Annotated in this window: 25 protein-coding genes; 16 read left to right on the top strand and 9 right to left on the bottom strand. The window is 37.7% G+C overall.

What is annotated here, in order from left to right; all coding sequences use genetic code 11:
• Positions 1 to 106 precede the first annotated feature (106 nt).
• The 11 genes from JK629_RS01065 to JK629_RS01015 all read left to right on the top strand — a co-directional run bounded on the left by JK629_RS01065 (position 107) and on the right by JK629_RS01015 (position 11,081).
• A complete protein-coding gene (locus tag JK629_RS01065) occupies positions 107 to 1,357 on the top strand; it encodes a hypothetical protein (protein ID WP_202336802.1) in 1,251 nt (416 codons plus the stop codon).
• A 200-nt stretch (positions 1,358 to 1,557) separates the two neighbouring features.
• The gene (locus tag JK629_RS01060) at positions 1,558 to 2,103 is read left to right on the top strand and encodes a hypothetical protein (RefSeq protein WP_202336801.1); all 546 of its coding nucleotides are present in this window, start codon (positions 1,558 to 1,560) and stop codon (positions 2,101 to 2,103) included.
• Complete coding sequence (locus JK629_RS01055) at positions 2,103 to 2,903, top strand: CsgE family curli-type amyloid fiber assembly protein (protein ID WP_202336800.1); 801 nt, start codon at positions 2,103 to 2,105, stop codon at positions 2,901 to 2,903. The genes JK629_RS01060 and JK629_RS01055 overlap by 1 nt, the downstream gene beginning before the upstream one ends.
• A gap of 1 nt (position 2,904) precedes the next feature.
• Entirely contained in the window at positions 2,905 to 3,315 is a 411-nt protein-coding gene (locus JK629_RS01050) for a curli production assembly/transport component CsgF (protein WP_202336799.1), read from the top strand.
• Positions 3,316 to 3,324: 9 nt separating this feature from the next.
• The gene (locus JK629_RS01045) at positions 3,325 to 4,707 is read left to right on the top strand and encodes a CsgG/HfaB family protein (RefSeq protein WP_202336798.1); all 1,383 of its coding nucleotides are present in this window, start codon (positions 3,325 to 3,327) and stop codon (positions 4,705 to 4,707) included.
• Positions 4,708 to 4,724: 17 nt separating this feature from the next.
• On the top strand, positions 4,725 to 6,254 hold the full coding sequence (locus tag JK629_RS01040; RefSeq protein ID WP_225626071.1) for a carboxypeptidase-like regulatory domain-containing protein: 1,530 nt from the start codon (positions 4,725 to 4,727) through the stop codon (positions 6,252 to 6,254).
• 82 nt (positions 6,255 to 6,336) lie between these two features.
• A complete protein-coding gene (locus JK629_RS01035) occupies positions 6,337 to 7,515 on the top strand; it encodes an AIR synthase related protein (protein ID WP_202336797.1) in 1,179 nt (392 codons plus the stop codon).
• Positions 7,516 to 7,581: 66 nt separating this feature from the next.
• Positions 7,582 to 8,295, top strand: coding sequence for a hypothetical protein (locus JK629_RS01030; protein WP_202336796.1), 714 nt, complete (start codon positions 7,582 to 7,584; stop codon positions 8,293 to 8,295).
• A gap of 100 nt (positions 8,296 to 8,395) precedes the next feature.
• Positions 8,396 to 9,472 carry a peptide chain release factor 1 gene (prfA, locus tag JK629_RS01025; RefSeq protein ID WP_202337955.1) on the top strand — a complete coding sequence of 359 codons (1,077 nt, stop codon included), beginning with the start codon at positions 8,396 to 8,398 and terminating at the stop codon, positions 9,470 to 9,472.
• Positions 9,473 to 9,499: 27 nt separating this feature from the next.
• Positions 9,500 to 10,321: an orotidine-5'-phosphate decarboxylase gene (gene pyrF / locus JK629_RS01020; RefSeq protein WP_202336795.1), complete on the top strand. Its 822-nt coding sequence runs from the start codon at positions 9,500 to 9,502 to the stop codon at positions 10,319 to 10,321.
• A complete protein-coding gene (locus JK629_RS01015; RefSeq protein ID WP_202336794.1) occupies positions 10,308 to 11,081 on the top strand; it encodes an ABC transporter substrate-binding protein in 774 nt (257 codons plus the stop codon). The genes pyrF and JK629_RS01015 overlap by 14 nt, the downstream gene beginning before the upstream one ends.
• 7 nt (positions 11,082 to 11,088) lie before the next feature.
• On the opposite strand, the gene JK629_RS01010 is transcribed toward JK629_RS01015, so the two are convergent.
• The 3 genes from JK629_RS01010 to JK629_RS01000 all read right to left on the bottom strand — a co-directional run bounded on the left by JK629_RS01010 (position 11,089) and on the right by JK629_RS01000 (position 13,071).
• Positions 11,089 to 11,271 (bottom strand): Lacal_2735 family protein, encoded by a 183-nt coding sequence (locus tag JK629_RS01010; RefSeq protein WP_202336793.1) that lies wholly within the window; start codon positions 11,269 to 11,271, stop codon positions 11,089 to 11,091.
• A 94-nt stretch (positions 11,272 to 11,365) separates the two neighbouring features.
• Positions 11,366 to 12,079 carry a DUF4197 domain-containing protein gene (locus tag JK629_RS01005; protein ID WP_202336792.1) on the bottom strand — a complete coding sequence of 238 codons (714 nt, stop codon included), beginning with the start codon at positions 12,077 to 12,079 and terminating at the stop codon, positions 11,366 to 11,368.
• 86 nt (positions 12,080 to 12,165) lie between these two features.
• Complete coding sequence (locus JK629_RS01000; protein WP_202336791.1) at positions 12,166 to 13,071, bottom strand: T9SS type A sorting domain-containing protein; 906 nt, start codon at positions 13,069 to 13,071, stop codon at positions 12,166 to 12,168.
• Between the two features lie 163 nt (positions 13,072 to 13,234).
• Here JK629_RS01000 and JK629_RS00995 point away from each other — a divergent pair, with 163 nt between their 5' ends.
• Positions 13,235 to 16,660, top strand: coding sequence for a methylmalonyl-CoA mutase family protein (locus JK629_RS00995; RefSeq protein ID WP_202336790.1), 3,426 nt, complete (start codon positions 13,235 to 13,237; stop codon positions 16,658 to 16,660).
• A gap of 13 nt (positions 16,661 to 16,673) precedes the next feature.
• Here the strand turns inward: JK629_RS00995 and JK629_RS00990 are convergent, their stop codons facing one another.
• Positions 16,674 to 17,069, bottom strand: coding sequence for a hypothetical protein (locus JK629_RS00990; protein ID WP_202336789.1), 396 nt, complete (start codon positions 17,067 to 17,069; stop codon positions 16,674 to 16,676).
• A 123-nt stretch (positions 17,070 to 17,192) separates the two neighbouring features.
• Between JK629_RS00990 and JK629_RS00985 the strand changes: the two genes are divergently transcribed.
• Together JK629_RS00985 and JK629_RS00980 are read left to right on the top strand one after the other, a co-directional pair.
• Positions 17,193 to 17,636: an Lrp/AsnC family transcriptional regulator gene (locus JK629_RS00985; RefSeq protein ID WP_202336788.1), complete on the top strand. Its 444-nt coding sequence runs from the start codon at positions 17,193 to 17,195 to the stop codon at positions 17,634 to 17,636.
• A 100-nt stretch (positions 17,637 to 17,736) separates the two neighbouring features.
• Positions 17,737 to 17,934: a DUF1328 domain-containing protein gene (locus JK629_RS00980; protein WP_202336787.1), complete on the top strand. Its 198-nt coding sequence runs from the start codon at positions 17,737 to 17,739 to the stop codon at positions 17,932 to 17,934.
• 7 nt (positions 17,935 to 17,941) lie between these two features.
• Here JK629_RS00980 and JK629_RS00975 read toward each other — a convergent pair whose 3' ends face one another.
• On the bottom strand, positions 17,942 to 19,165 hold the full coding sequence (locus JK629_RS00975) for an MDR family MFS transporter (protein ID WP_202336786.1): 1,224 nt from the start codon (positions 19,163 to 19,165) through the stop codon (positions 17,942 to 17,944).
• 212 nt (positions 19,166 to 19,377) lie between these two features.
• The gene (locus JK629_RS00970) at positions 19,378 to 20,007 is read right to left on the bottom strand and encodes a hypothetical protein (RefSeq protein ID WP_202336785.1); all 630 of its coding nucleotides are present in this window, start codon (positions 20,005 to 20,007) and stop codon (positions 19,378 to 19,380) included.
• 74 nt (positions 20,008 to 20,081) lie between these two features.
• On the opposite strand from JK629_RS00970, the gene JK629_RS00965 reads away from it, so the two are divergent.
• Positions 20,082 to 20,687 carry a DUF1684 domain-containing protein gene (locus JK629_RS00965; RefSeq protein WP_202336784.1) on the top strand — a complete coding sequence of 202 codons (606 nt, stop codon included), beginning with the start codon at positions 20,082 to 20,084 and terminating at the stop codon, positions 20,685 to 20,687.
• Here JK629_RS00965 and crcB read toward each other — a convergent pair.
• Together crcB and JK629_RS00955 are read right to left on the bottom strand one after the other, a co-directional pair.
• Positions 20,684 to 21,055, bottom strand: coding sequence for a fluoride efflux transporter CrcB (gene crcB, locus JK629_RS00960; protein ID WP_202336783.1), 372 nt, complete (start codon positions 21,053 to 21,055; stop codon positions 20,684 to 20,686). The two genes, JK629_RS00965 and crcB, sit on opposite strands and share 4 nt — an antisense overlap.
• Positions 21,056 to 22,111: an SRPBCC family protein gene (locus JK629_RS00955; RefSeq protein ID WP_202336782.1), complete on the bottom strand. Its 1,056-nt coding sequence runs from the start codon at positions 22,109 to 22,111 to the stop codon at positions 21,056 to 21,058.
• A 147-nt stretch (positions 22,112 to 22,258) separates the two neighbouring features.
• Here JK629_RS00955 and JK629_RS00950 point away from each other — a divergent pair, with 147 nt between their 5' ends.
• A complete protein-coding gene (locus JK629_RS00950) occupies positions 22,259 to 24,298 on the top strand; it encodes a dipeptidyl-peptidase 3 family protein (protein ID WP_202336781.1) in 2,040 nt (679 codons plus the stop codon).
• Between the two features lie 78 nt (positions 24,299 to 24,376).
• On the opposite strand, the gene JK629_RS00945 is transcribed toward JK629_RS00950, so the two are convergent.
• Entirely contained in the window at positions 24,377 to 25,186 is an 810-nt protein-coding gene (locus JK629_RS00945) for a hypothetical protein (protein WP_202336780.1), read from the bottom strand.
• Between the last annotated feature and the right edge of the window lie 343 nt (positions 25,187 to 25,529).

Genomic DNA, 25,529 nt, shown 5'->3' with positions numbered 1-25,529 from the left:
TATCAATAAATCACTTTGCTGTGGTTTACTATTTATTCAAGGAAGCAATTCCTTGCTAAAAACTGAATATTTTTTAACCAAATATTAATCTTTAAATCTTTTAATTATGAAAAAATTAATTTTAGGCGCTGCGGCGCTACTATTTGCGGCAATCGGATTTGCCCAAAACACATCAAATTCTTCTCAATCTGGTAATGACCAGAGAGTGTATGTGAGACAAGCAGGGACTAGTCTAAACTCTGATATCCAGCAAGCCAATGGCGCTGGTGTGGGTTCACAACGTGCTATGGTATTGCAACGAGGCTCCGGTAATGATTCTGATATTAGACAGAGAGGGTCGCGTAACGAGGCTTATGTAGAACAAGGTAATCAATTTACTCCTCCTACAAATGCTACTGCTAATATTACTCAAGGTGGAACCAATAATGCTAGTGCAGACAACAAAGCAAGGGTAAACCAGCATGGGGGTACAGGCAGTACTGTTAATATGAATCAAGATGGAAATCTGAACGAAGCTTATGCGCATCAAGATGATAATAGTAGTACTATAAACGTTGATCAGGATGGTACTGCAAACAAATCGGCGGTGTACCAACTACCTTTTTATGCATCCTCTAATAATCTTGCTAATATCACCCAGTCAGGTAATGATAACAAAAGTTGGGCATGGCAAGATGGTAATGACAACGAATTATCAGCTACACAGTCAGGTTCTAACAACAAAGCTGATCAATACCAAATTGGAGATGATAACGATGCATCGGTTAGTCAATCGTCTTCTGGAAACCAAGCTAGACAGCGTCAGACTGGAAACGGAAATGAAGCTATAGGGATACAGCATGCTGTTACAGGTCCTGGTGTAAACAACTATCTTGACCAAAGACAAGTTGGTAATGATAACTATGCATATTCAGATCAAGATGGTAATGGCGGTTATGTGCGTCAGGATCAAAATGGAGATGATAACGACGCAACGGTTAATCAATATGCTGCAGGTACTGGTAATAAAATTTACCAAAGACAAAATGGCGATGATAACGATATTTTTTCAGGTCAATATAGCGGAAGTAATAACCTTGCTGCCACATATCAAGGAGGTATTGGTAATACTGGTTCTACTTCACAAACCGGTAGTAGTAACCATGCTTTGTTAGTTCAAAAATCTCAAGGTGGTGCAGGTCATAATGCTGGAATTATCCAAAATGGTACTGGTAACATGGCAGATGTGTTACAATTAGGTCCAAATGGCAATTTCTCAACTGATGGAGAACTTTGTATCTTCCCAGATCCAGTTCCATTAAACTGCCCAGATCCATTACCACCTGTTGTGATTAATGATCCATGTCCAGGTTGCTAAACCGCTCTCGGTTAAAACACTTTTTTAAAATAATAAAGGAGGGCATAAATTGCCCTCCTTTATAATTAATTTAATATCTTTAGGGTAAGCTTGAGTAAACTCCTATTAGTATTAATTTGTTTCAGCCACACAGGAAAGGTTACTTTTTTTAAAAAAATATAGAACATCCGGTTATGTGGAGTGTTAATTAAAAAATGCAAATGATGAAGACAATAGTAAAAAATATAATATTTGGTATTTTAGTCTCGGCTTTGTATATACCAATGGTTTCTGGCCAAACCTATAAACCCGAAGGAAGTAATGCCGATGGTGGCAAAAGTATTATACAAGGTGAAAAGGTTTCACCTGAATTGCTAGCAAACCTCGGAATTGTGACTACGCCCAACGCTAAGAATACACTTATTGAAGGAAATTCAGTATACGTTCGCCAAATAGGGGATTTCAATACAGCCAGAATTGCAACCAACACAAATGCCAGTGAAATTAACCTTCTCCAAAATGGAAATAATAACGATACTAATTTAGATTATACAGCAAACACCGCTGTGGCAGATCTTATACAAAATGGTAATAGCAATCGTATTAGGGATTTTGTAAATAATCCAAATGCGGATATTTCCTTAGATCTTGTACAGGACGGGAGTTATCTAAACTTTGAGCGCGAAGGTGTTAACGAGCTAACCAAATCGTTAAAATTCAGACAAACGGAAGCCTCGCCTACAATAATAGTGAGAAGTTTTTATTAATGAGCTGTTTACAAGCACATATTGGTAAAATAAAAAATTATTTCGTAGCCGTTTTTACCCTTTTAATAACTGTAGGTGTAAATGCGCAATTCTACAATAAAGAGTATGTAGGTAAGATTCTTGTTAAAAAAGATAGTGAATTCTTCACCTTTACCGCGACCGCGGAAAATATTACTCCGACAGATGTTAATCTTAAATATGATTTCAGCCTTTATCAGACTGATGCCAACAATAATGTTACTAGAAGCAACCAATCCGATCGCTTCTTTTTAAAGGGAAATGAAAAAAAAGTGCTCTCCACAGTAACCGTAAACTACAACGCTGAAGGAAAAATTACCCTGGTGCTTATGCTATATGACAGTGACGATAAACCCGTAGGGCAGGACCGTATTGAGTTAAGTTCAGAAAAAGGTTATCAAGAAATAATTAAGGACAAACTATCTCCACAGGAGGAGGCCGTAAGTCAAGATCAGGCAGCTCCTCAAGATGGTTATATGATGAATGGATTAGTGGTGGAAAACACCTTGACCAAAGCTGGACGTGATTTTTATAAATATTTTTATTCAGAATACTACAACCGTGGAATACAGACAAAAAAGAACATAGTGATTGATGAAGTTCCAGGAAGAATGCGGAGCACAAGGATTTCTGTAAAAATAGACGACCAATTATTATGGCAATTTTTTTCGCAACCTAAAAAATCTTTTTTACAAAGTATGGCTAAGACGGCATTAGACAGATGCATTGCGTATCTTCAACAACTTCAAAAGCAAAAAGAGAATTCCATAACAAGATATTGAGATGAAACTATTTAAATTACTTTCTATAACTGTATTGCTATTTAGTGGAACGGCGGGTTTCGCCCAACAGTTTTCTTATAAACCGTTGAACCCTGCTTTTGGCGGGGATACATTTAATTATAACTGGCTGCAAAGTTCAGCCACTGCCCAAAATAAACTTACTGCTCCCGCCAATCCAGCGGATCAGCGCTCTGAGTTGGAACAGTTTGGAGACCAGCTGAATAGGCAGTTGTTGAGCCAAATATCGCGAGCACTACTTTCGCAACAATTTGGGGGAGTTGATTTTAATCAGGAGGGAACATATACTTTTGGTAGCTTAAATATTGAAATTTTTGAATCTGGCGAAGGATTGGTAATAAATATATTAGATACCGCCACCGGAGAGGAAACACAAGTTATTGTCCCAAATTAAACTAATTTCATGAAAATATTTTTCAGAACAATTTCCTTGATAGGAGTTTTATTATTTTCTTCCTGTGGAGCTTACTTTAATCCACCATTATATCAAGAGGCATCGCGTACCGGAGAATTTTCTAAATCTACACAACCCCTTTTAGATTTGCCACCTGCCGCTCAACCCGTAGAAGTCGCTGTCTATAATTTTAGTGACCAAACAGGACAGTATAAAGCTGTTGAAAGCGGTAGTACCTTCAGCACGGCTATTTCGCAGGGTGGAACTACAATATTGATAAAGGCTTTGGAAGATTCGGGATGGTTTATTCCCATTGAACGGGAAAATTTGAGCAATCTATCTACAGAAAGAAATATTATTAGAAATACAAAGCAGGAATATATAAAGAATTTAAATACCGATGAGCCACCTTTGCCCCCCCTTTTATATGCTGGTCTTTTATTGGAGGGTGGGGTGATTTCCTACGATACTAATATCATCACTGGCGGTATTGGTGCTCGATATTTTGGTTTGGGAGGCTCTGCAAAATATAGACAAGATAGAATAACTGTTTATTTGCGAGCAGTATCTACAAGTAATGGGGAAATCTTGAAAACGGTATATGTTTCAAAAACCATTCTTTCGCAAGCAATTGATGCCAGTTTTTTTCGCTTTGTTAAATTTCAAAGATTGTTAGAAGCAGAAACCGGCGTTACGCAAAATGAACCTGTACAGCTTGCAATGAAAGATGCCATAGAAAAAGCGGTTCACGATCTTATAATTGAAGGAATTCAAAAACAATTTTGGAGTACACAAGGGGGAAAGGAAGTAAACGATCAATTGGTGGCGGAATATTTAGCCGAAAAAGAGAAAGACGAATCTACATTATTGTTTGATAGGCTTAAAGTTAGCAGAGAAGCGCGAAATTCTTTGGGAATATCCTTGGGTGGAAATTTACCGGACAATGATTATGTAACCCAAGATTTAGGGTTTTTGGCACGGTTGGAATATCAAAAGCATTTTGGCCGTTTTTTTAATGCCAACCTCAAGGCTTCCGTCTTTCGCATTGATAACGGTCGACAATATAGGAATGTTTTTGCAAGTGCAGATCTAAATGGTGAATTTGCCTTGTTGCCCAATGATAAATTTACTCCCTTTATTTATGCGGGTCCAGGAGTTATAATAGCTCTTTTAGATCCTAGAAATGATAATGCTTTTGATACTGGAGAACCTTTTTTTAAAGTTCAATATGGAGTCGGGTTCGAATATTTTATTTCTAAAAAATTTGGATTAAAACTTTTTGGAGAACACAATCTTGTTTTTACGGATAAGCTCGAGAAAGCTGTTCAGGGAAAAAGAAACGATTTTTATTATAATATCGGGGTCGGCTTAAATTATTATTTTAAGTTATGATTTTTTAAATAAAACTGATGATGAAAAAATATATAGCTTTGTTTTTTGTGAGTTTCTTCTTAATACTCATTGGTTGCAGTGAAGATACTATAGATGTAGTGCGTACAGGTAATATTTCTGGAAAAGTTACAGATAAAGTAACCGGTGCAGCACTAGAAAATGTAAAAATAACTACAAATCCGGCCTCTACCACTGTTTTCACCGATTCCATTGGTAGGTTTAAACTGAATGATGTGGCTGTAGATGATTATTCAGTTCAAGCCGAATTAAATGGATATGCTACAGGTTTTGAATCTACTACGGTTACGGAGGCAATGACCACTGTAGTTGCCTTTGAACTTTCGCTTGCCAATTCAGATAACAATCCGCCCTCTGTTCCAATTTTAGTATCTCCGGAAGATGGCGCAGAAGAGCAACCTCTTGAAGTACAATTTATTTGGCAAGCATCCGATCCTGAAAATGACGATCTTTCTTATACATTGGATTTAAGAAACGGAACAACTGACGAGATGCAGGTATTTGAAGTGGGCCAAGACACAACATATACGGTAAGCAACCTGCAACTGTCCACCAAATATTTTTGGCAAGTAACAGTTACCGATGGTTCCAATGATCCAGTAAGTTCTGTAATTAGTGATTTTAAAACTCTCACTTTTCCAGATAACCCATATACTTTTGTTAAGGAAAATAATGGAAATTTGGTGATATATTCCGGAGCTAAGGACACAGCCACTGTTGGAAATACTGAGCCTGATTTTAGTGTGTTTCAACTTACGAGTGAAAATACAAATAGTTTTAGGCCTCGAAAAAGCGTCATCCTTAATAGAATTGCTTTTCTGCGCAATTCTGGGGGCGCAACACAAATTTATACTATGAACTTTGATGGTACCGATGTACAACAGGTAACTAGCCAACGTCCTGTAGCTGGATTTCGTACGGAGCATCTAGACTTTACATGGGCACTGAATGATAGCAAACTATATTATCCGCATTTTGATAAATTATATTCCATAAATCCCGATGGGACGGGCAATAGGTTAGAATATACCACAACCGATGGTTCCTTTATCTCAGAAGTTGCAGTACCGGAATTTGATGATGACCTTGTATTATTAAAAACCAATAATTCCAGTGGCTATAACGTGCGAATCTACACCGCAAGGCTCTCTACTGGACTTGAAGAAACGGTAATTTTCGAAAATTTAGATGGAGCAGTGAGTGGAATTGATATTACTGCAAACGCCGATAGGGTTTTATATACTTGGGATATTGATGAAGCTCAAAATTCTTCTTATAGAATTTTTAACAGCCGTATTTTTCTTTTCACCATAGGTAGTCCGGATCCTCCAGTACTATTAGAAACAGATGTTCAGGAAGGAGAGAATGAACTTGACGCTAGATTTTCGCCTTCCGAAGGGGGTGTAATATTTACCAGGGTTAAAAATAACTTTAGGGCAATACCGGAGATTCATTCCTTTATTTTTGATCAACAATCACTGGATGATGAGTTGCTATTCACAAATTCCTATATGCCCGATTGGGAATAAACCTATAAATAATCGAAAACCTTAAAAGCCCACCTTTGTGGGCTTTTTTTTAATCCGTACTTTTGCAACTTAACTAGACCCAATGAGTAAAGAGATTTCAAAACGTTACGCACAACGAGGTGTTTCGGCAGGAAAGGAAGATGTCCACAAAGCCATAAAGAACGTGGATAAAGGCCTTTATCCAAAGGCTTTCTGCAAGATTGTTCCCGATTATTTAACTGGCGATGCAGATTATTGCCTGATCATGCACGCCGATGGCGCAGGTACAAAATCATCACTTGCTTATGCGTATTGGAAAGAAACTGGCGATCTATCAGTTTGGAAAGGAATTGCGCAGGATGCACTTATAATGAACATTGACGACCTACTTTGTGTAGGCGCCGTAGATAATATTATGCTCTCTTCAACTATTGGTAGAAATAAAAACTTGATTCCCGGTGAAGTCATTTCAGCAATTATAAATGGTACCGAAGAATTGATTTCTGAAATGAAACAATACGGCGTAACCATCCATTCAACGGGAGGGGAGACGGCAGATTTGGGTGATTTGGTTCGTACTATAATTGTAGATTCCACAGTTACAGCACGTATGAAGCGCAGTGCTGTAGTAGACAATGCCAATATTAAACCCGGCGATGTTATTGTTGGTCTGGCTTCTTTTGGCCAAGCATCTTATGAAAAGGAATATAATGGCGGTATGGGGAGCAATGGGTTGACTTCCGCGAGACACGATGTTTTTGCAAGTTACTTGGCAAAAAAATATCCAGAAACTTATGATTCATCAGTGCCTAGTGAGCTTGTTTATTCAGGTTCGAAAAAATTGAATGATTCTGTTCCTGAAAGCCCATTAAATGCTGGAAAACTAGTTCTTTCGCCAACTCGAACCTATGCCCCTATAATAAAAGAAATTTTATCAAAATTCAACAATAAGGAAATTCACGGAATGGTGCATTGCAGTGGCGGGGCACAAACTAAGATTCTTCACTTTGTGGAAAACCTTCATATAATAAAGGATAATCTGTTTGAAATTCCCCCGCTGTTTAAACTTATTCAGGCTGAAAGTGGTACTGATTGGAAAGAGATGTACCAAGTATTCAATATGGGTCATAGAATGGAACTTTACGTTTCTGAGGACATCGCGGCATCTATTATACAAATTTCTGAATCGTTTAATGTAAAAGCACAGATTGTGGGTAGGGTGGAAGCTGCTGCGTCTAAGAAGCTTACTATTAAATCTGCAATGGGCGAATTTTTATATTGATATTTTCCGCTATATTCGCAACTGATTTTGAGTTGATTGCAGTAAGGTTTCCATTATTCTTAATAAATGCCAGAGAGAATTTTCTTTAAAAATCATAAAATTGGATTGGGGATTTTGGCAATTATTTTTATTGCCGTAAGTATTCTTATTCACACCTTGCATAATTATTTTTTATTCCGGTTGCTGCGCGGAATTATTTGCTACACAGCATTGGCTTATTTACTGATAGCCCACGGAAGAAATATCCAAAAGTGGTTGCTGGGTTTTCTTTTCTTTTATGGGGCATCCAGCATTGCAACCGTTTGGTATGAAAAAAGTACGATGGCCAGTATTTCTATGATATTAAATTTTTTGGCATTTTTAATGCTGCTTTGTTACATTGTGCCTAAGATCAATTTAAAAAATTTAACAAAAAAGTTCACCCTTCTTTTTGTATTTATGGTTCTGGTGAATGGCTATCTGTTCATTAACTTGATTGAATTGATGAAGGATATGACCTTAAACCATATACAATACCTCTTTATGATTCTAAGTGCCTCATGTGGGATTTTATTGGCTTTTATGGCACTTTTTTACAATCATTTTTTCAATTCTACGCTTTCCATGAGCTTTACACTTTTGGTTTTTTTGATCATTTTTGCCGAAATATTTCGGGGTATAGCATACTATGATTTGGGGCATAGCTATATTTTTGTTTATCTGGCACGAATTTCATTTGTAGGTAGCCTCTATACGCTGGTACACTTTTCTTATTTAGATTTAAAATGGAGAAAGGTGTGAAACGCGGGTAATTCTTAAAACTTTTTTCAATATTGAAACCTCCGGCAATGGTTTTCATTCCCCTAAAAAATTGTAAATTTGCAGCCATTATAAAATGTATATGTTAGATAGGCTTCAAATAATAAAACAACGTTTTGACGAGGTGAGCGACCTCATAATACAACCCGATGTAATCAGCGACCAAAAGCGGTACATTCAGTTGAACAAAGAATATAAGGATCTCCGAATTTTGATGGACAAACGCGCAGAATTTTTAGAACTTACCGACAACATAAACGAAGCCGAAGAAATTATAGCCGATGGAAGCGATGCCGAAATGGTTGATATGGCGAAGCTACAACTGGAAGAAGCAAAAACGCGTTTACCAAAGCTGGAAGAAGAGATCAAGTTTCTTTTAGTGCCAAAAGACCCCGAAGACGCCAAAAATGCAGTAATGGAGATAAGAGCCGGAACGGGTGGAGACGAGGCAAGTATTTTTGCGGGCGATCTTTTCAGAATGTACACCAAATATTGCGAGGGAAAAGGCTGGAAGACAAACGTGATAGATTTTAACGAAGGAACCAGTGGCGGTTTCAAAGAAGTTCAATTTGAAATAGAAGGAGAGGATGTTTACGGAACTCTTAAATTTGAAGCTGGCGTTCACCGCGTGCAGCGGGTACCACAGACCGAAACCCAAGGGCGTGTGCACACAAGCGCCGCCACGGTAATGGTTTTTCCGGAAGCTGAGGAATTTGATATTGAAATAAACCCCAAGGATGTTCGTGTAGATTTCTTTTGTTCTTCGGGCCCTGGAGGACAGTCGGTGAATACAACCTATTCTGCTGTAAGGCTGACGCACGTTCCCACGGGCATTGTGGCTCAGTGCCAAGACCAGAAATCGCAACACAAAAACAAAGAGAAGGCCTTTAGGGTTTTGCGTTCACGTTTATACGACCTTGAACTAGCCAAAAAGCAGGCGGAAGATGCCCTAAAGCGTGGCTCGATGGTTACAAGTGGTGACAGAAGTGCAAAAATTAGAACCTATAACTATCCACAGGGGCGGGTTACAGACCATCGTATCAACCTTACCTTATACAATCTTGGAAATATAATGAACGGTGACGTTCAGGAAATAATTGACGAACTTCAATTGGTGAGTAATACAGAGAAATTGAAGGAAACTGGCGAAACTTTTTAATTATATAACCTTCTGAAATAAAAAGTAATGACTACAGAAAATTTGATTTCAGAAATTAGAAAGAAGCAATCCTTTCTTTGTGTTGGGCTTGATGTTGATTTAGATAAAATTCCCGAATTTCTTCTAAAGGAAGAAGACCCTATATTTTCATTCAATAAAGCCATTATTGATGCCACCCATCCATATGCCGTGGCCTATAAGCCAAATACTGCTTTTTATGAAGCTTATGGTTTGAAGGGCTGGAAGTCCTTGGAAAAGACGATAAAATATTTAAACGAAAATTATCCCCAGATTTTTACTATCGCCGATGCTAAGCGCGGCGATATTGGCAATACTTCCTCACGCTATGCAAAAGCTTTTTTTAAGGATCTGGGTTTTGATTCGGTTACCGTTGCTCCCTATATGGGAAAGGATTCCATAGAGCCTTTTCTTGCTTTTGAAAATAAGCACACCATTTTGCTTGCATTGACTTCCAATGGAGGGGCTTTCGACTTTCAAACTAAACTAACGGGTGAGGAAGAATTGTATAAATTGGTCTTAAAAACTTCAAAAGAATGGAGCAATAGTGAAAACTTGATGTATGTAGTAGGTGCGACGAAGGCTGAATACTTTGCTGAGATTCGTAAAATCATACCAAACAGTTTTATATTGGTGCCAGGAATTGGGGCACAGGGAGGAAACTTGAAGGAAGTCTGCAAATATGGATTGACGGATAATGTTGGGTTGCTTGTAAATTCTTCCCGTGGTATTATTTATGCTTCAAATAATACTGATTTTGCAGAAGCTGCCGCTGTTGAAGCAAAGAATATCCAGCTCGAAATGAAAGCCATACTTGATGGAGTTCGTTGATCAATTAAATAGAACTGTAACCTTTACCAAAACTCCTACCCGAATTGTTTCTTTGGTGCCTTCACAAACCGAATTGTTGGTTGACCTTGGTTTGCAGAAAAACATTATCGGAATTACCAAATTCTGTGTCCATCCCAATGATTTGCGAGAAGAGAAAGTGATTGTTGGAGGGACCAAGCAGGTTAATTTCGAAAAAATAAAATCACTTAAGCCAGATATTATCATTTGCAATAAAGAAGAGAATACTGAGGAAATGGTTCTTCAGCTAGAAAGTATTGCGCCTGTGTGGGTGAGTGATATTGCTACGATTTCGGAAAGTATCCAGATGATATTCCAGTTGGGGAAGGTTTTTGAAGTTGCTGAGAAAGCTTTGGAAATTGTATCAAATATTAAGTCCAAATGGGAAAACTTTAAGGAGTATATAAAAGATTTTCCGCCAAAGAAAGTGCTGTATTTAATTTGGAAAAAACCCTATATGGCTGCGGGCAGGAGGACTTTCATTGATTGTCTTTTAACTGAAAATAATTTTGAAAATATTTGCACTGAAGTTTCAAGCCGGTATCCAAAGGTGAAGCCAGAAGATTTTTTGAAGGCTGATTTGATTTTACTTTCTACAGAACCTTATCCTTTTAATAAGGGAGATGTTATAGCTCTTGCAGCGGAATTTGAAACGGAAGTAAAATTAGTGGATGGGGAGTTTTTTAGCTGGTATGGCTCTCGTTTAATGTACGCTTTTGATTATTTTAAAACGCTTCGCTGAAGAATTATTATTTGTCCGCTTGTTTCAAGGATAGGTAGTTAATTTCTTGAAAAATTTTGTCGGCTTGTTGGTGTGCTTTGGCACTTTTCTCAGGATCATTTGGCGCTAATTCAAAAGATCGTTTCATTAAAACCCTATATTTTTCTTTCAGAATTTCAATTCTTGATTTTTTCTTAAACCAATTATTCATATCTCTATAATTTAACAGTACAAAGATAACTTCGGTATTGGTAACATACTATTAATAAGAGGTTAATGGTATCATAAATAGAATTAGTCTTTCGTTAATCCTGTAAAGCAAATACTTGGCGAAGAAGTGCGGTGGTTCTTGCTGAAATATTATTTCGAATATCCTTTTCCTCAACGCTTATCATTTTATAAACGCCTTGTAGCGCTTCAGTTGTAACATAATCTGTAAGATTTGGATTTGCCTTAGTTACAAATGGAATGGAATTGTATTTGGTAATTATGCTTGTCCAGATTTGATCTGCACCTACTCTTGAAAAAGAATTTTTTATCACTGGCTCAAACTTAGAGTAAAGAGCTGTGCTTGTGCGTTGTTCCAAATAATGGGTAGCTGCATTATCGGGGCCCAACAAAATATTTTTTGCATCTACAAAAGTTATTTCTTTTACAGCAGATACAAATATGGGAGTGGCTTCTTTGACGGCATCTTCAGCAGCTCTGTTTAAAGCTTTTATACCTTCGTCTGCTAAACTTCCTAGTCCTATGTCTCTTAAGCCCTGATCTACTTTTTGTAATTCTGGCGGCAACAATATTTTTACCAGTGGATTTTTATAAAACCCATCTTTTTTGGTAAGCTTGGTTACTTGTTTGTCTATTCCAAGATCCAATGCTTGTCTTAGTCCATTTGCAATCATTGTAGGGTTCATATCACTCCCTGTTTGATTGGGAAGCGTATTGACCACTTGCTGTAATTCTGCGCAGGAAAAGAAGGTAAGAATTGCGCAGCACAGGAATATTTTTTTAGCCCACATCGGTTTTTAATTTTTTGTTATTCCTCAAAAATAAAAAAGCCCTTCAATATTGAAGAGCTTTTTTTTAAAAAAGACTTTAATTTGTCTTATTTAATAACTTTAACAGTTTTAGTAGCATTGTCAATAGTTACTTGAACCATATATGCTCCTGATGGAAGATTGCTCATATTGATTGCAGGTGAAATTTTTCCTGGATTCTCTTGAAGAACAACTTTGCCTAAGATGTCATACACAACCACATTATCAACTGAAGAAGCTGATTTAATGTTCAATACATCTTGAACTGGGTTAGGATATACGGAGAATTTGCTAGCAGAAAAGTCATCAACTCCAGCAGCTGCATCCACGAAAAGTACATCATCTACATAATATTCGTTGTTTGCATCAATTGAGAAGAAATCAATTCCTCCTACAGTAGCGTCAGCACCAAAAGCAACTGGCGCACCATCTACACCATCAATAGAAAGTGTATAAGTAAGAGCGCTTAAGTCAAATAAGAACTTAACCTCAAACCAGAAATTTTGTGGATAAGAATAGGTATTGTAAACTGTTCCGTCAGCATCTATATCTTCTACGATACCTGGATTCATACCATCAAGGTTAAAAGTAATGTTTCCTGAGTTGAAAACACCATTTCCACCTGCTCCTGCACCACCATTTTCTGTAGCACCTTGGAAGTTAATGTAGCCAGTCTTGTCAGTAGGAATGTACATAAAGAATGTTAATTCATATGTACCAATTGTTTGATTTCCTAATAGTAAAAGTGCATCTTGAACACCATCACCACCGATAAAAACTGATTGACTTCCAGATTGTGCAAACGCATCAGTTACTACAGCGTTATCAGGACCTGGAGCTCCAGACCAGCTAGACCAATGATCTTCAAAGAGAGGGCCTAAGCTATAGCTCTCGATGTCATCTTCAATTATTTGTGCATTCGCACTAAGTGTAAAAGCTCCTATAGCAAGAGCCAATAAGTAAATTTTTTTCATAATGTTAAATTTTTAATTGTTTAATATTGATGCTGCAAGATACAAAATAATTGAAATAATGCAACTTTTTTAGTAAAATTTTATCGTATCAAGTAAGTCTTAAGTATTATGTTCGTTAGGTTTTAACTAAATTTGCAACTCTTATTTTACTAAATAAAAAATCATGAAACAGGTAAGTCCCTATAAACCAAAATATAAAGTGCGAATTGTTACTGCTGCATCACTGTTCGATGGGCACGATGCCGCTATCAATATTATGCGTCGTATAATACAATCTACAGGGGTAGAGGTAATTCACCTGGGCCATGATAGAAGCGTCAAAGAGGTTGTAAATACTGCCATACAGGAAGATGCTAATGCAATTGCGCTTACTTCATACCAAGGCGGTCATAACGAGTACTTTAAATATATGTATGATCTTTTACAAGAAAAGGGTGCCGGACATATAAAGATTTTTGGCGGCGGCGGCGGCGTTATTCTTCCTTCCGAGATAAAAGAATTGATGGATTATGGTATAACTCGAATTTATGCACCAGACGATGGTCGTGAAATGGGACTTCAAGGAATGATTAACGATTTAGTTCAACAATCCGATTTTCCCATAGGCGATAAATTAAATGGGGAAATAAACAAATTGCCCGAAAAGGAAATCGGCGCTATTGCAAGAATCATTTCTTCAGCTGAAAACTTTCCAGATGTAGCAAAAGAAACACTTGATAAAATCCATATTAACAATAAAAAAGCCAAGACCCCTGTTCTGGGTATTACTGGGACTGGGGGCGCGGGAAAATCTTCCCTTGTTGATGAATTGGTGCGAAGGTTTTTAATTGACTTTCCTAATAAGACTATTGGGATTATTTCAGTAGATCCTTCTAAAAGAAAAACCGGCGGAGCACTGTTGGGAGATCGAATACGAATGAATGCCATCAATTCGCCTCGGGTTTACATGCGTAGTTTGGCTACCCGACAAAGCAACCTTGCACTTTCAAAATATGTGACTGAAGCAATCGAAGTCCTGAAAGCTGCTGAATATGACCTTATTATTCTTGAAACTTCCGGAATTGGTCAAAGCGATACCGAAATACTGGAACATAGCAATGTTTCCCTCTATGTTATGACCCCTGAATTTGGTGCAGCCACGCAACTTGAAAAAATTGATATGCTCGATTTTGCAGATTTAGTTGCTATCAATAAATTTGACAAACGCGGCTCTCTTGACGCCCTACGTGATGTAAAAAAACAATACGTTCGCAATCATCAACTGTGGGAAACTCCGCAGGATGAACTACCCGTTTATGGAACAATTGCTTCACAGTTCAATGATCCGGGAATGAACAAACTTTACAAGGCGGTTATGCAGGAGATTGCAGAAAAAACCGAATCCGATCTTAAAAGCGATTTCCACGTTTCCGAAGAAATGGAGGAAAAGGTATTTGTTATCCCGCCCTCACGCACACGCTATCTTTCCGAAATTTCAGAAAACAACAGAGCTTATGATAAAAAAGCTGTGGAACAGTCTGAAGTTGCCCAAAAGCTCTATGGGATTTTTAAAACCATTGAAACAATTTGTGGAGAAACACCAGGATTGGACAAAGCTGGTATTATATCCAAATCTATTTTGAATTCAGAAAAAAATAGAGACTTGGTAAAATTGCTACTTGCTGAATTTGACCGTGAAAAATTAAATCTAGATCCGTACAACTGGGAAATTATAACCCGTTGGAACGAAAAAGTAAACAAATACAAAAATCCAATTTATAGTTTTAAAGTTCGTGATAAAGAAATAAATATAAAAACCCATACCGAATCCCTTTCACATACCCAGATTCCAAAAGTAGCCTTGCCGAAATATCAAGCTTGGGGCGATATTTTGAAATGGACGCTTCAAGAGAATGTTCCTGGAGAATTTCCGTACACTTCCGGGCTGTATCCCTTTAAAAGAACTGGGGAGGACCCTGCCAGAATGTTTGCGGGCGAAGGTGGACCGGAGCGTACCAACAGGCGTTTTCACTATGTAAGTATGGGCTTGCCTGCCAAAAGACTTTCCACTGCGTTTGACAGTGTAACATTATATGGAAACGACCCTGACCTACGGCCCGATATTTATGGTAAGATAGGCAATGCAGGTGTTTCCATTTGCTGTTTGGATGATGCTAAAAAGCTCTATTCCGGTTTTGATTTAAGCCACCCAATGACCTCGGTAAGTATGACGATTAACGGGCCCGCACCAATGTTGCTAGGTTTTTTCATGAATGCTGCCATTGATCAAAACTGTGAAAAATACATTGTGGAAAATGGTTTACAAGAAGAAGTTGAAAAGAAAATTGAAACTATCTATAAGAAGAAAAATATTGACCGCCCCAAATATCACGGCCAGTTTCCCGAAGGTAATAATGGGTTGGGCCTTATGCTTTTGGGCGTAACTGGTGATCAAGTTTTGGACACTGAAGTTTATAACAAAATTAAATACGAGACTTTACAGCAGGTACGCGGAACGGTTCAGGCAGATATTTTAAAAGAAGACCAAGCGCAGAACACTTGTATTTTTTCTACTGAATTCGCACTGCGCTTGATGGGCGATGTGCAGGAATATTTTATTGAGAAAAAAGTTCGAAATTTCTATTCAGTTTCCATTAGTGGCTACCACATTGCCGAAGCAGGCGCAAACCCTATCACCCAATTAGCTTTTACGCTTGCAAATGGGTTCACTTACGTGGAATATTATTTGAGCCGCGGCATGGATATCAATGAGTTTGGACCTAATCTTTCGTTTTTCTTTAGCAACGGAATTGATGCGGAATATGCTGTTATTGGCCGGGTTGCTAGAAAAATTTGGGCAAAGGCCTTAAAAGAAAAATATGGAGCCAACCCACGTGCTCAAATGTTGAAATACCACATACAGACTTCGGGTCGCTCATTACACGCCCAGGAAATTGATTTCAACGATATTCGTACTACATTACAGGCTTTGTACGCTATTTATGATAACTGTAACTCATTGCACACCAATGCGTATGATGAAGCTATAACTACTCCTACTGAAGAGAGCGTTCGCCGAGCTATGGCGATTCAGCTTATCATAAATAAGGAACTTGGCTTGGCTAAAAACGAGAATCCAATACAAGGTTCTTTTATTATTGAAGAGTTAACAGATTTGGTTGAAGAAGCTGTTTTAAAAGAATTTGACAGTATTACGGAACGTGGTGGCGTATTGGGCGCAATGGAAACCATGTATCAGCGGAGTAAAATTCAAGAGGAGAGTTTGTATTACGAAACCCTAAAACATAATGGAGATTTTCCAATAATTGGAGTGAATACCTTTTTAAGCAGCAAAGGCTCGCCAACAGTACTGCCGGCAGAAGTCATTCGCGCAACAGAGGAAGAGAAACAAGTACAGATTGAAACCCTAAAAAACCTTCACGAAATGTATGGCGAGAGCGCTACAGATATTATTGAAAAAATAAAAGCTGCGGCAGTACATAATGAAAATATGTTTGAACAATTAATGGAAGCCACAAAGGTTTGTTCCTTGGGGCAAATTACGGAAGCTTTATTTGAGGTAGGAGGGCAATACAGACGAAATATGTAACAAATTCAGTTTCCTAAAGGGTTAGCCTCCAGGTATGTTGGAGTTTTCTAAATCTTTTGAGCTCTTTGCGGAGTAATGGCAGAAAATCTTTTCCATTACTGTTCACTCTTTCCAAACGTTCGCAATTTTTATAAAGAAGATTGGAAAGACGCATTACTGAAGCCGCGTATTTATGCTTTTCTTCAGAAAAAGATTGACTTTCTGCTTTCAGGATTTGTGGCCCCAATGAAATTGATTGCTGCACAATATCACCTGTAAAATAAATATTCGGGTCTTCAGCGCCATTTTTTTGAAGGTGCGCCAGATCATGGCCTATATAGGCTGAAATATTTCTCGCCAAGGAGAATATATCAAGCGCTTTGTTATAAATAGCCGATTTTGAGTCGTTTCCGAATTGATGGGGCAACATTTTATTATTTCTTTTTTAAAGCGAATCAAATTTAATCACTACATCATTTATTGTGCAATTGATATTAAAGTAAAAACGTATATTTGCTTTAAATATTAATTTATTTAATAAATAAACTTTAAAATGAGTATAGATTCTTTGAATTGGAAAATATTGAATTGTCTTCAAAAAAATGCCCGCCAACCCAACACTGAAATTGGTAGACAAGTGGGCATAAGTTCACCGGCAGTTTCTGAAAGGATAAAGAAAATGGAGGATACAGGCATAATAAATGGCTATTACACAGATATTTCTCCATTTATGGCGGGGTATCAATTTAAAGCAATTATTACACTGCGGGCATTTATGGGAAAACTAAAACCCTTTCTGGAAGTGGTAAAAACGTATGAAGAAGTTTTAAACTGCTACCGAATTACTGGAAACGAAAACATTGTAATGGAGGTAATACTTAAAAATCAAAAACATTTGGAAAGTTTTATCGATCAATTGATAGTTTACGGTGAAACTAAAACACAAATTGTTCTTTCCCATGTGGTTAAAAACAATGACATAAAACCCTTAAAATAAATACTGTTGTGTTAAAAATGTTATAATTGGTTTCATTTTAAGAAAAACAACTCATCTTTCAATGTACTTTAGCTACAAGTACTTTCCAAAAAACAATGTTATGAAAAATTATACTTTCCAATTTTTAATCGTAACCATTATTACGGCATTACTGGGCTTTACTGGCCTAGAATATCCCGGTGATTTTTTTGTTAGATTAATATGCCTCTTTGCGGGAATTGGCTTGATGATTTCGTGTTTGGATGCGGTCATTGTTTCGCGTAAGCAAAGACGCCCCAAAAAAAATCCTCAATTATAAATTTGGGTTATATATTTCCTGTTTGTGATTTTTTAAGTAAAAAGTATAGCCAGATTGTCAGCGCTGCTATAAAAAGCAGGAATATTGAAAAAATTGTCCAAGTTTTAAAATAGCCGAAACTATTCACCAAATTCATCCCACCATTGTGGCCAATTAAATGCGCAACGCTAAAACTCATACTGTATAGCGCCATATAACTGCCCTTTCTCCCTTTTGGTGACATTTCCAATGCCAGTGCGTTTGAAAATGGAAACCCAATCATTTCTCCCAAAGTCATTAATAACATAGCTATTACTAGCACACCGCTCCACGTGCTCAGGTTTAATACCAAGAAACTCAACCCCAGAAAGAAAATTCCCCAGAAAGTAGCCATGGTTTTAGAAATTTTCTTTCGGTCAAGCCAAGCAATCAGCGGCATTTCAAAAATTACAATTGTGGCGCCATTTATAAATAATAACCACCCAATAACATCTTCGGAAAGGAAATGCACCTTTTCATAATAAACAGGCATCACTGAAAAATATTGAACAAATGCCAGACTGTTAGCTACCATTATTACGAAAAAAATAAGGAAAAGCTTGTTCAAATAAGGGGGCAGCCCTTCTTTTAAAACTACAGTTTTTTCCTCAGTGGTATTTATTAGTTTTTTAGGTTTCAAAAGAAGAAATACACCAAGGGAAGCGAGCATACAGGTTAAACCATCAATCCAAAAAAGTGAAGTATAATTTATGTGCGCGATTATTAAACCGCCAATCAATGGGCCTATGGAAAAGCCTAAGTTTATTGCCAAACGAATTAAAGCAATACTTCGGGTAATATTTCCCGGTTTGCTGTATGCATCAGCAGCTACAAAAATGGCAGGGCGACCCGCATCTGCCATCAAAGTCAATAAAAATATACCTATGCAGAATCCGTAAAATGTATTGATATATTGAAGCAATATAAAACCAACTCCGCCCAAAAAAAGGCTTGAAAGAATCACTTTATAAAAACCTATCGAATCTGTTAATCTCCCGCCAATATATGTACCCACCAATGAACCTAGACCAAAACAAGACATTATCCACCCCACTTGTGGCAAATCAAAACCTTCCACGTTTATTAGGTACAATGATAAAAAGGGAATTACCATGGCTCCAGCTCTATTGACGAAGGTAACCAAAGACAATAGCCAGATTTCTCGGGATAAACCCCGAAAGTTTGCCAGGTAGTTTGTGTAAATCTTTTTCATCTTTGGTTGGTGGTATAAATGTAAAACGTCCCGGTTTTGGCCGGGACGTTTTTATATTGTATAAACTTATTGTTATATAGTCAATACATACATCGCCGGCACTTCTGGTTTGAAATGACCTGGTTTCTGCGGCAGGTGTATGTGTTACTTTTCATTTTTTAGTGAAATTGATTTTCAAATGTAGTAAAAATTATTTTTCGGCAAGCAAAAAGTTAATTTAAAACACGTTTAAATGCCTGTCCGAGTTTATAGCCCGCTCTTATGTAAGCTTTGCCCATTCTTCTAAAACTGGGCCAATCCCGTAGGTTATAGCTTTCATTATTTACTCCCATTGCCCGGCTGATTTCTGTGCTGAACAAAACAATAGAAGGATTTTTGGTTTCATAAAAATCAAAGGTCATCGATACTTTGGAAGGTTCCTTTCCAATAATTACATTATATCCAAAATACATCCAATCACTGTTTACCTTCATAGTGTATTTTGCGCTACTATCATTTTTATTGAATACTGGAGCGTTTTTATACTCTGCTGTTTTTTCGTTAAGCGTGGCTAAAAATAATTCTTGCCACTTTTGGTTTTTGTGTTCATCATATAGCTCCAGCCATTCTTTTGCGGCCTCTTTGTCTTTCCATTCCGAAACCTCCACGTATCGCATTTGAAGAAATTTTGCTTCGGGAATGTTTTTTCCGTCAAAAGTTAAGCTGTCGAAGGTAAAAACCACATTCACCTTTTCTTGTGAAGCTAAAAATGAAAGTGCCTTTTTGTCAATATCAATATGCTGTGCCACTAGAAATTGCGAACTGATACAGAGTAATAGTGAAGTGAGGAGAGTTTTAATCATAAAGTGTTTTTTTGCCAAAAATAAAAATTAATATGAAGTTTGAAATTCTTTTCTACTTTTACTGAAAACAAATTATGAAGAATTTACTTAAAGTGATTTTTTTACTGTTCTGCACAATCATTTCTGCGCAGGAAGAGGCCATTATTTCTGAAAGCAAGGCTGCGCAGATTGAACTGAACAAAGAATTCAGCAATCCCGAAACCACAATTTTGGAACCGAAGGATTTTAAAAATTTTAAGGGATTGGAGTTTTATCCAATTGATCCAAAGTTTATTGTTGAAGCAAAATTTGTCCGTACTCCAGATGAAAAACCTTTCTTGATGCCCACAACTACTGCCCGAACACCTGAGTATGTAAAATACGGTGAAGCGCATTTTTCAATAGATGGAAAGGATTTTGTGTTGAACCTCTTCAAAAGTACCCAGCCCTATAGTGAACCGGGCTATGAAGATTATCTTTTTCTCCCATTTACCGACTTAACCAGTGGCGATGGCTCTTACGGAGGCGGGAGATTTCTGGACCAGCGCATTCCCGAGGGCGATACCATAATTATAGATTTCAATAAAGCGTACAATCCTTACTGTGCTTACAGTGCGCGTTTTTCGTGCCCCATTCCGCCAAAAGAGAACGATTTATTAATCAGAATTGAAGCTGGGGTAAAGGACTTTGGCAAGCACTAAAAATACTTCACCAACCACATTCCGAAGAAAACCATTGCAAAACCAATCACCAAGCTGGCAAGGGTATATAGGGCGAAAGACATAAAATCACCGTTTTTTAAAAAAACGTGGTTTTCATAAGCAAATGTGGAAAAAGTGGTAAATCCGCCACAAAAACCCGTGGCCAAAAATAAAACTGTGCTTTGGGAAAGGGTTTCATTTTTTAATGCAAGGCCGAGAATAATTCCAATTAATAAACTTCCTAAAATATTTGCTGCAAAAGTTCCATAGGGTATTCCTGTTTCATAACTATTCAGCCATTTTGAAAACGCATACCGAAGTGTGCTCCCCAATCCGCCACCTATAAAAACCAATGCCAAGTGCTTCATTTAAATACCATCTTGAACGGGTTCGGCTTCAGTAATTATAGGAATGTAAATTTCGGTAAGCCAATCTGCGGGATTAGGCGTTTCTTCAGGGTCGGTAACGTAAACTTCAAACATTTTTCTGTCTGGGTCTATCTGGTGTCCGTTTTTATCAATATACTGTCTTCCTTTTGTGTAGGCTTCCGGTAGATGTGTGTAATTTCCTTTTAATGAAATTTTTACTGCTTTAACTGGATTCATAAAACCACAAACTACGGGGCTGCCTTCTGGAGTTATAACCTGTTCTTTCACTGGTATACCAGTTGAAAATATTACCGTGCCGTTTGCGTTGTCTACTTCATTATAAATTGTGAAAGGCATTCCGGCCATGTTCAAGTTGTTCTTGGTGATGAAATTCATTACTTCTCCCATCATAGGTGCCATTTTTTCACCAAGCTCGCTCATTTTAGAAACTGATGTTGTGTACATATAATACCCGCCGCCGTACTGGGTAACGCCATCAACATTTATGGAATATTGTTTCATGTCCTCAGCTACTTCTTCAGCAATTCCTTCAAGTCCTGCTTCGTTCATTTTGTGCATTTCGGCATCAAAGTCCATTCCGCTCAATGAATAATAGGCTTTGTCAATTAATGTGTGCTCTCCCTTCATTCCCCAGGTAACCTTGGTTCCGCCTTCCACTTCCTCAAACGTCCAATAAACCTTCGGGTTTCTTTCGCCGCCGGGAGTATTTAGTGTCAAATCCTGCTCTATTTCTTTATTCGGAATTACTTTCGTAGTGGTCATGGAGCCACTCATTTCGCCATCCCAAGAATAAGATGCACCTTCACCAACAGTCTTTTCGGCATATGTAAATGTAATTGTGGAATCCTCTTTTTTCCAAGGTCCCCATTCTTCCCAACTTTTGTAATCGTTCACTTTATTGAAAACCACCTCTGGCGGTGCGTTAATTACCATTGTATCCTGAATATCATAAGTTCCATCTTTGGTTCCAAAATAAATAGCACTGCCAATAATAATGATGAGAAGGAGAAAAAATAAGTACTTTAAAATTTTCATTTGGTCGGGGGTGTTGATTGGTGTTGCTAAGATAGTGAAATTTCATTGATGCCTTTAAAATTGAAATGTTTCGGTTTTTCAAATTTTGACATCTATCTATCACCAACATTATTTTAGTACATTTGCGGAAATCTAAAATATTTTAAAATGAAGAAAACCTTTTTTATTGCACTGGCAATGAGTGGGTTGCTATTTTTTTCCTGTAATGACAATAAAACGGAAAAGGATGTAGCCCAAGTGGAAAAAACAGAATCCACGGCGTTTGATTATAATGTGGAAACTTTTGGCGATGTAAAAGTATTGCGTTACCAAATTCCCGGGTGGGACAAACTTACCCTAAAAGAACAAAAACTTGTGTATTATCTTACCCAAGCAGGTTTGGAAGGACGCGATATTATGTGGGACCAAAACTACCGCCACAACCTTACCATTAGAAAAGCGTTGGAAAATGTGTATGAAAACTATAAAGGCGATAAAAACACCGAAGACTGGAAAAATTTTGAAACTTACTTGAAAAGAGTTTGGTTCAGTAATGGTATACACCACCATTATTCCAACGATAAACTGAAGCCTGAATTTTCTTCGGAATATTTAAAGCAACTTTTAACAGATACCAATACTACTTTGGAAGGCGAAGCTTTTGAAGTAATCTTTAACGATAAAGATTCCAAAAAAGTAAACCAGGCAAAGGGTGTAGATAACGTAGCCCAAAGTGCGGTTAACTTTTATGGTCCAAACGTGACCAATAAAGATGTTGAAAGTTTTTATGCAAAAAAGAAATCTCCCAATCCCGAAAAGCCGCTTTCATTTGGATTAAATTCAAAATTGGTGAAGGAAAATGGAGAGCTTAAGGAATTGGTGTACAAATCTGGCGGACTTTACGGCCCAGCGATAGACAAAATTATTGGCTGGCTTGAAAAAGCACAGGGAGTTGCCGAAAACAAAGCCCAGGGCGATGCCATTGGTCTTTTAATTGAATATTACAAAACGGGAGACCTTCAAACATGGGATGACTACAATGTAGCGTGGACCGCCGCCACCGAAGGAAACATAGACTACATAAACAGTTTTATTGAAGTTTATAACGATCCGTTAGGGTATAGAGGTTCCTATGAAACCATCGTTCAAATAAAGGATTTTGATATGTCTGAAAAAATGGCAGTACTTTCTGAAAACGCACAGTGGTTTGAAGATAATTCCCCATTGATGGACGAGCACAAAAAGAAAAATGTGGTAGGCGTAACCTATAAAGTAGTGAACGTTGCGGGTGAAGCCGGTGATGCTTCCCCGAGTACACCAATTGGGGTAAACCTTCCAAACGCAAACTGGATCCGTGCCGAAGTGGGCAGTAAGTCCGTTTCCCTCGGAAATATTATTGAAGCCTACAACAATGCAGGAAGCACAGGCAGATTGAAAGAGTTTGTTAATGACGAAGAAGAACTTGAACTGGAAGAAAAATACGGGCAGCAAGCCGATAAACTTCATACAGCACTTCACGAGGTAATAGGCCACGCTTCAGGGCAATTAAATCCTGGCGTTGGCGAAACCAAGGAAACATTAAAAAACTATGCTTCTACTTTAGAAGAAGGCCGTGCAGATTTGGTGGGTCTTTATTATTTGTACAACCCAAAGTTACAAGAGCTCGGTTTGGTTGATGATTGGAAAAAAGTAGGAATGGCTGCTTATGACGGATACATTCGCAACGGTTTGATGACGCAGTTGATTCGTTTAAATTTAGGCGATGATGTGGAAGAAGCACACATGCGTAACCGTCAGTGGGTATCTGCCTGGGTTTATGAAAAAGGAAAAGCCGATAACGTAATTGAAAAAATTACCCGCGACGGAAAAACTTATTACAACATTAATGACTATGATAAACTTCACGACTTATTCGGTGAATTGCTTCGTGAAACACAGCGAATTAAAAGCGAAGGTGATTACGCTGCGGTAGAAAATTTAGTTGAAACCTACGGTGTTAAAGTAGATCAAACCCTTCACAAGGAAATTTTGGAGCGCAACAAACAGTTTACTTCTGCACCATATAGCGGTTTTGTAAATCCTGTGCTTGTTCCGAAAATGAACGATAGTGGTGAAATAGAAAGTTTCACTATAGAACAGCCAGAAACTTTTGCCGATCAAATGTTCTTCTATTCTAAGAATTACAGCAATTTGCCACCAGTAAATTAATTGGATATTTTAATGTAATAAAAAAGCTCTTCGCGATTGCGAAGAGCTTTTTTGTTTTTGAGCAATTCAAAAAAACACTTAAAGCGTTAGCTGAAAACGTAAACAGGAATCTTCAGTGATTGTTATATTGCCATCCCACGAATATCCTTGGCAACTTGCCGTGTAGCTATAGGTGCCTTCCGGTAAGTCATTAAAATTTCCTCCGTAGCCGTCAACAATACAATCTGGTGTGCCTGCATAATAATAACCAGTAATACTACTCGTACCAACACCGTTGAGGTTTACTGTTATGGGACCACAGCCATAGTCTTGGTTGGTCCAAAACTTGACATCGCCTTTGCCGCTTCCGCCGCCTCCGGTTCCGCCACCGCCGCCACCGCCAGTGCCGCCACCGGCGTCGCTACAATCTACCCCATATCCGCCAACAATTACATCGATAGAACCATTTGCATCCAGGTTTGCTTCAAGTACAAATTCAACACCATTTATTGAAATTGTACAGGTATTGGGCGATATACTTCCTAAATTGTGTGCATAAAGCGTGATGTAGTTAAACCCGTTGTATCCAAAATCGTAATCAACACTAATTGGATTGGAAGGGCCATCAAGCGTTTGTTCATCAATAATGGTGTTGCCGTTGGCAATAATTGAAACGATATCGCCATCAACGGTTCCATGGTCCCAAACCCGAATATTTGTAATTCTGCTGGAAATTTCAATACACCCTAAATAATTGTTCGGTCTTCCAAAAGAAGAAGAAGGTATAATAGAGGTTTCGTTAATCTCAATAGATTCTGGCTCCGGATCGGAATCCTCTTCTTTTTCACAGCTTATAAAAAATAATGAAAAAGTTAATAGAAACGGAAAAAGTAATTTTAATTTGGTCATATTTAAATTTGGTTTTAGGTTACTTTTTTAAAATCAACTGACGAAAATAAAAAAAAAACCAATAGTGCATTGTATTGATTTTGTAATATTTTTTCTCCTCAAAAAAAATATTCCAACTCTCTCCTTACTGACACTTAAAGGTTTATTTTAAAAATGAATTGCTAATTCAAGTAATTTCAATATTGATTAGTTAGAAAATCTTAAAACAGATTGAGACAAAATTAGGCTAGGGAAGGATTTTAAAAAATACCTACTTTAGGGTATTTTTCATAAGGGCTTTTCAACAAATGTTTTGGGCGGAAGAATTAAATAAGTCTAAAAAGTTTAAAAAAAGCAGTTCTAA

Source organism: Aequorivita iocasae (assembly GCF_016757735.1).
Taxonomy (GTDB): domain Bacteria; phylum Bacteroidota; class Bacteroidia; order Flavobacteriales; family Flavobacteriaceae; genus Aequorivita; species Aequorivita iocasae.
Note: the sequence above shows the minus strand (reverse complement) of the source record. Positions and strands in the feature narration are given on the sequence as shown.

Bases quoted from the DNA above. Each gene is read 5' to 3' on its own strand.
- JK629_RS01065 (WP_202336802.1), top strand. From the start codon at position 107: ATGAAAAAATTAATTTTAGGCGCTGCGGCGCTACTATTTGCGGCAATC.
- JK629_RS01060 (WP_202336801.1), top strand. From the start codon at position 1,558: ATGATGAAGACAATAGTAAAAAATATAATATTTGGTATTTTAGTCTCG.
- JK629_RS01055 (WP_202336800.1), top strand. From the start codon at position 2,103: ATGAGCTGTTTACAAGCACATATTGGTAAAATAAAAAATTATTTCGTA.
- JK629_RS01050 (WP_202336799.1), top strand. From the start codon at position 2,905: ATGAAACTATTTAAATTACTTTCTATAACTGTATTGCTATTTAGTGGA.
- JK629_RS01045 (WP_202336798.1), top strand. From the start codon at position 3,325: ATGAAAATATTTTTCAGAACAATTTCCTTGATAGGAGTTTTATTATTT.
- JK629_RS01040 (WP_225626071.1), top strand. From the start codon at position 4,725: ATGATGAAAAAATATATAGCTTTGTTTTTTGTGAGTTTCTTCTTAATA.
- JK629_RS01035 (WP_202336797.1), top strand. From the start codon at position 6,337: ATGAGTAAAGAGATTTCAAAACGTTACGCACAACGAGGTGTTTCGGCA.
- JK629_RS01030 (WP_202336796.1), top strand. From the start codon at position 7,582: ATGCCAGAGAGAATTTTCTTTAAAAATCATAAAATTGGATTGGGGATT.
- prfA (WP_202337955.1), top strand. From the start codon at position 8,396: ATGTTAGATAGGCTTCAAATAATAAAACAACGTTTTGACGAGGTGAGC.
- pyrF (WP_202336795.1), top strand. From the start codon at position 9,500: ATGACTACAGAAAATTTGATTTCAGAAATTAGAAAGAAGCAATCCTTT.
- JK629_RS01015 (WP_202336794.1), top strand. From the start codon at position 10,308: ATGGAGTTCGTTGATCAATTAAATAGAACTGTAACCTTTACCAAAACT.
- JK629_RS01010 (WP_202336793.1), bottom strand. From the start codon at position 11,271: ATGAATAATTGGTTTAAGAAAAAATCAAGAATTGAAATTCTGAAAGAA.
- JK629_RS01005 (WP_202336792.1), bottom strand. From the start codon at position 12,079: ATGTGGGCTAAAAAAATATTCCTGTGCTGCGCAATTCTTACCTTCTTT.
- JK629_RS01000 (WP_202336791.1), bottom strand. From the start codon at position 13,071: ATGAAAAAAATTTACTTATTGGCTCTTGCTATAGGAGCTTTTACACTT.
- JK629_RS00995 (WP_202336790.1), top strand. From the start codon at position 13,235: ATGAAACAGGTAAGTCCCTATAAACCAAAATATAAAGTGCGAATTGTT.
- JK629_RS00990 (WP_202336789.1), bottom strand. From the start codon at position 17,069: ATGTTGCCCCATCAATTCGGAAACGACTCAAAATCGGCTATTTATAAC.
- JK629_RS00985 (WP_202336788.1), top strand. From the start codon at position 17,193: ATGAGTATAGATTCTTTGAATTGGAAAATATTGAATTGTCTTCAAAAA.
- JK629_RS00980 (WP_202336787.1), top strand. From the start codon at position 17,737: ATGAAAAATTATACTTTCCAATTTTTAATCGTAACCATTATTACGGCA.
- JK629_RS00975 (WP_202336786.1), bottom strand. From the start codon at position 19,165: ATGAAAAAGATTTACACAAACTACCTGGCAAACTTTCGGGGTTTATCC.
- JK629_RS00970 (WP_202336785.1), bottom strand. From the start codon at position 20,007: ATGATTAAAACTCTCCTCACTTCACTATTACTCTGTATCAGTTCGCAA.
- JK629_RS00965 (WP_202336784.1), top strand. From the start codon at position 20,082: ATGAAGAATTTACTTAAAGTGATTTTTTTACTGTTCTGCACAATCATT.
- crcB (WP_202336783.1), bottom strand. From the start codon at position 21,055: ATGAAGCACTTGGCATTGGTTTTTATAGGTGGCGGATTGGGGAGCACA.
- JK629_RS00955 (WP_202336782.1), bottom strand. From the start codon at position 22,111: ATGAAAATTTTAAAGTACTTATTTTTTCTCCTTCTCATCATTATTATT.
- JK629_RS00950 (WP_202336781.1), top strand. From the start codon at position 22,259: ATGAAGAAAACCTTTTTTATTGCACTGGCAATGAGTGGGTTGCTATTT.
- JK629_RS00945 (WP_202336780.1), bottom strand. From the start codon at position 25,186: ATGACCAAATTAAAATTACTTTTTCCGTTTCTATTAACTTTTTCATTA.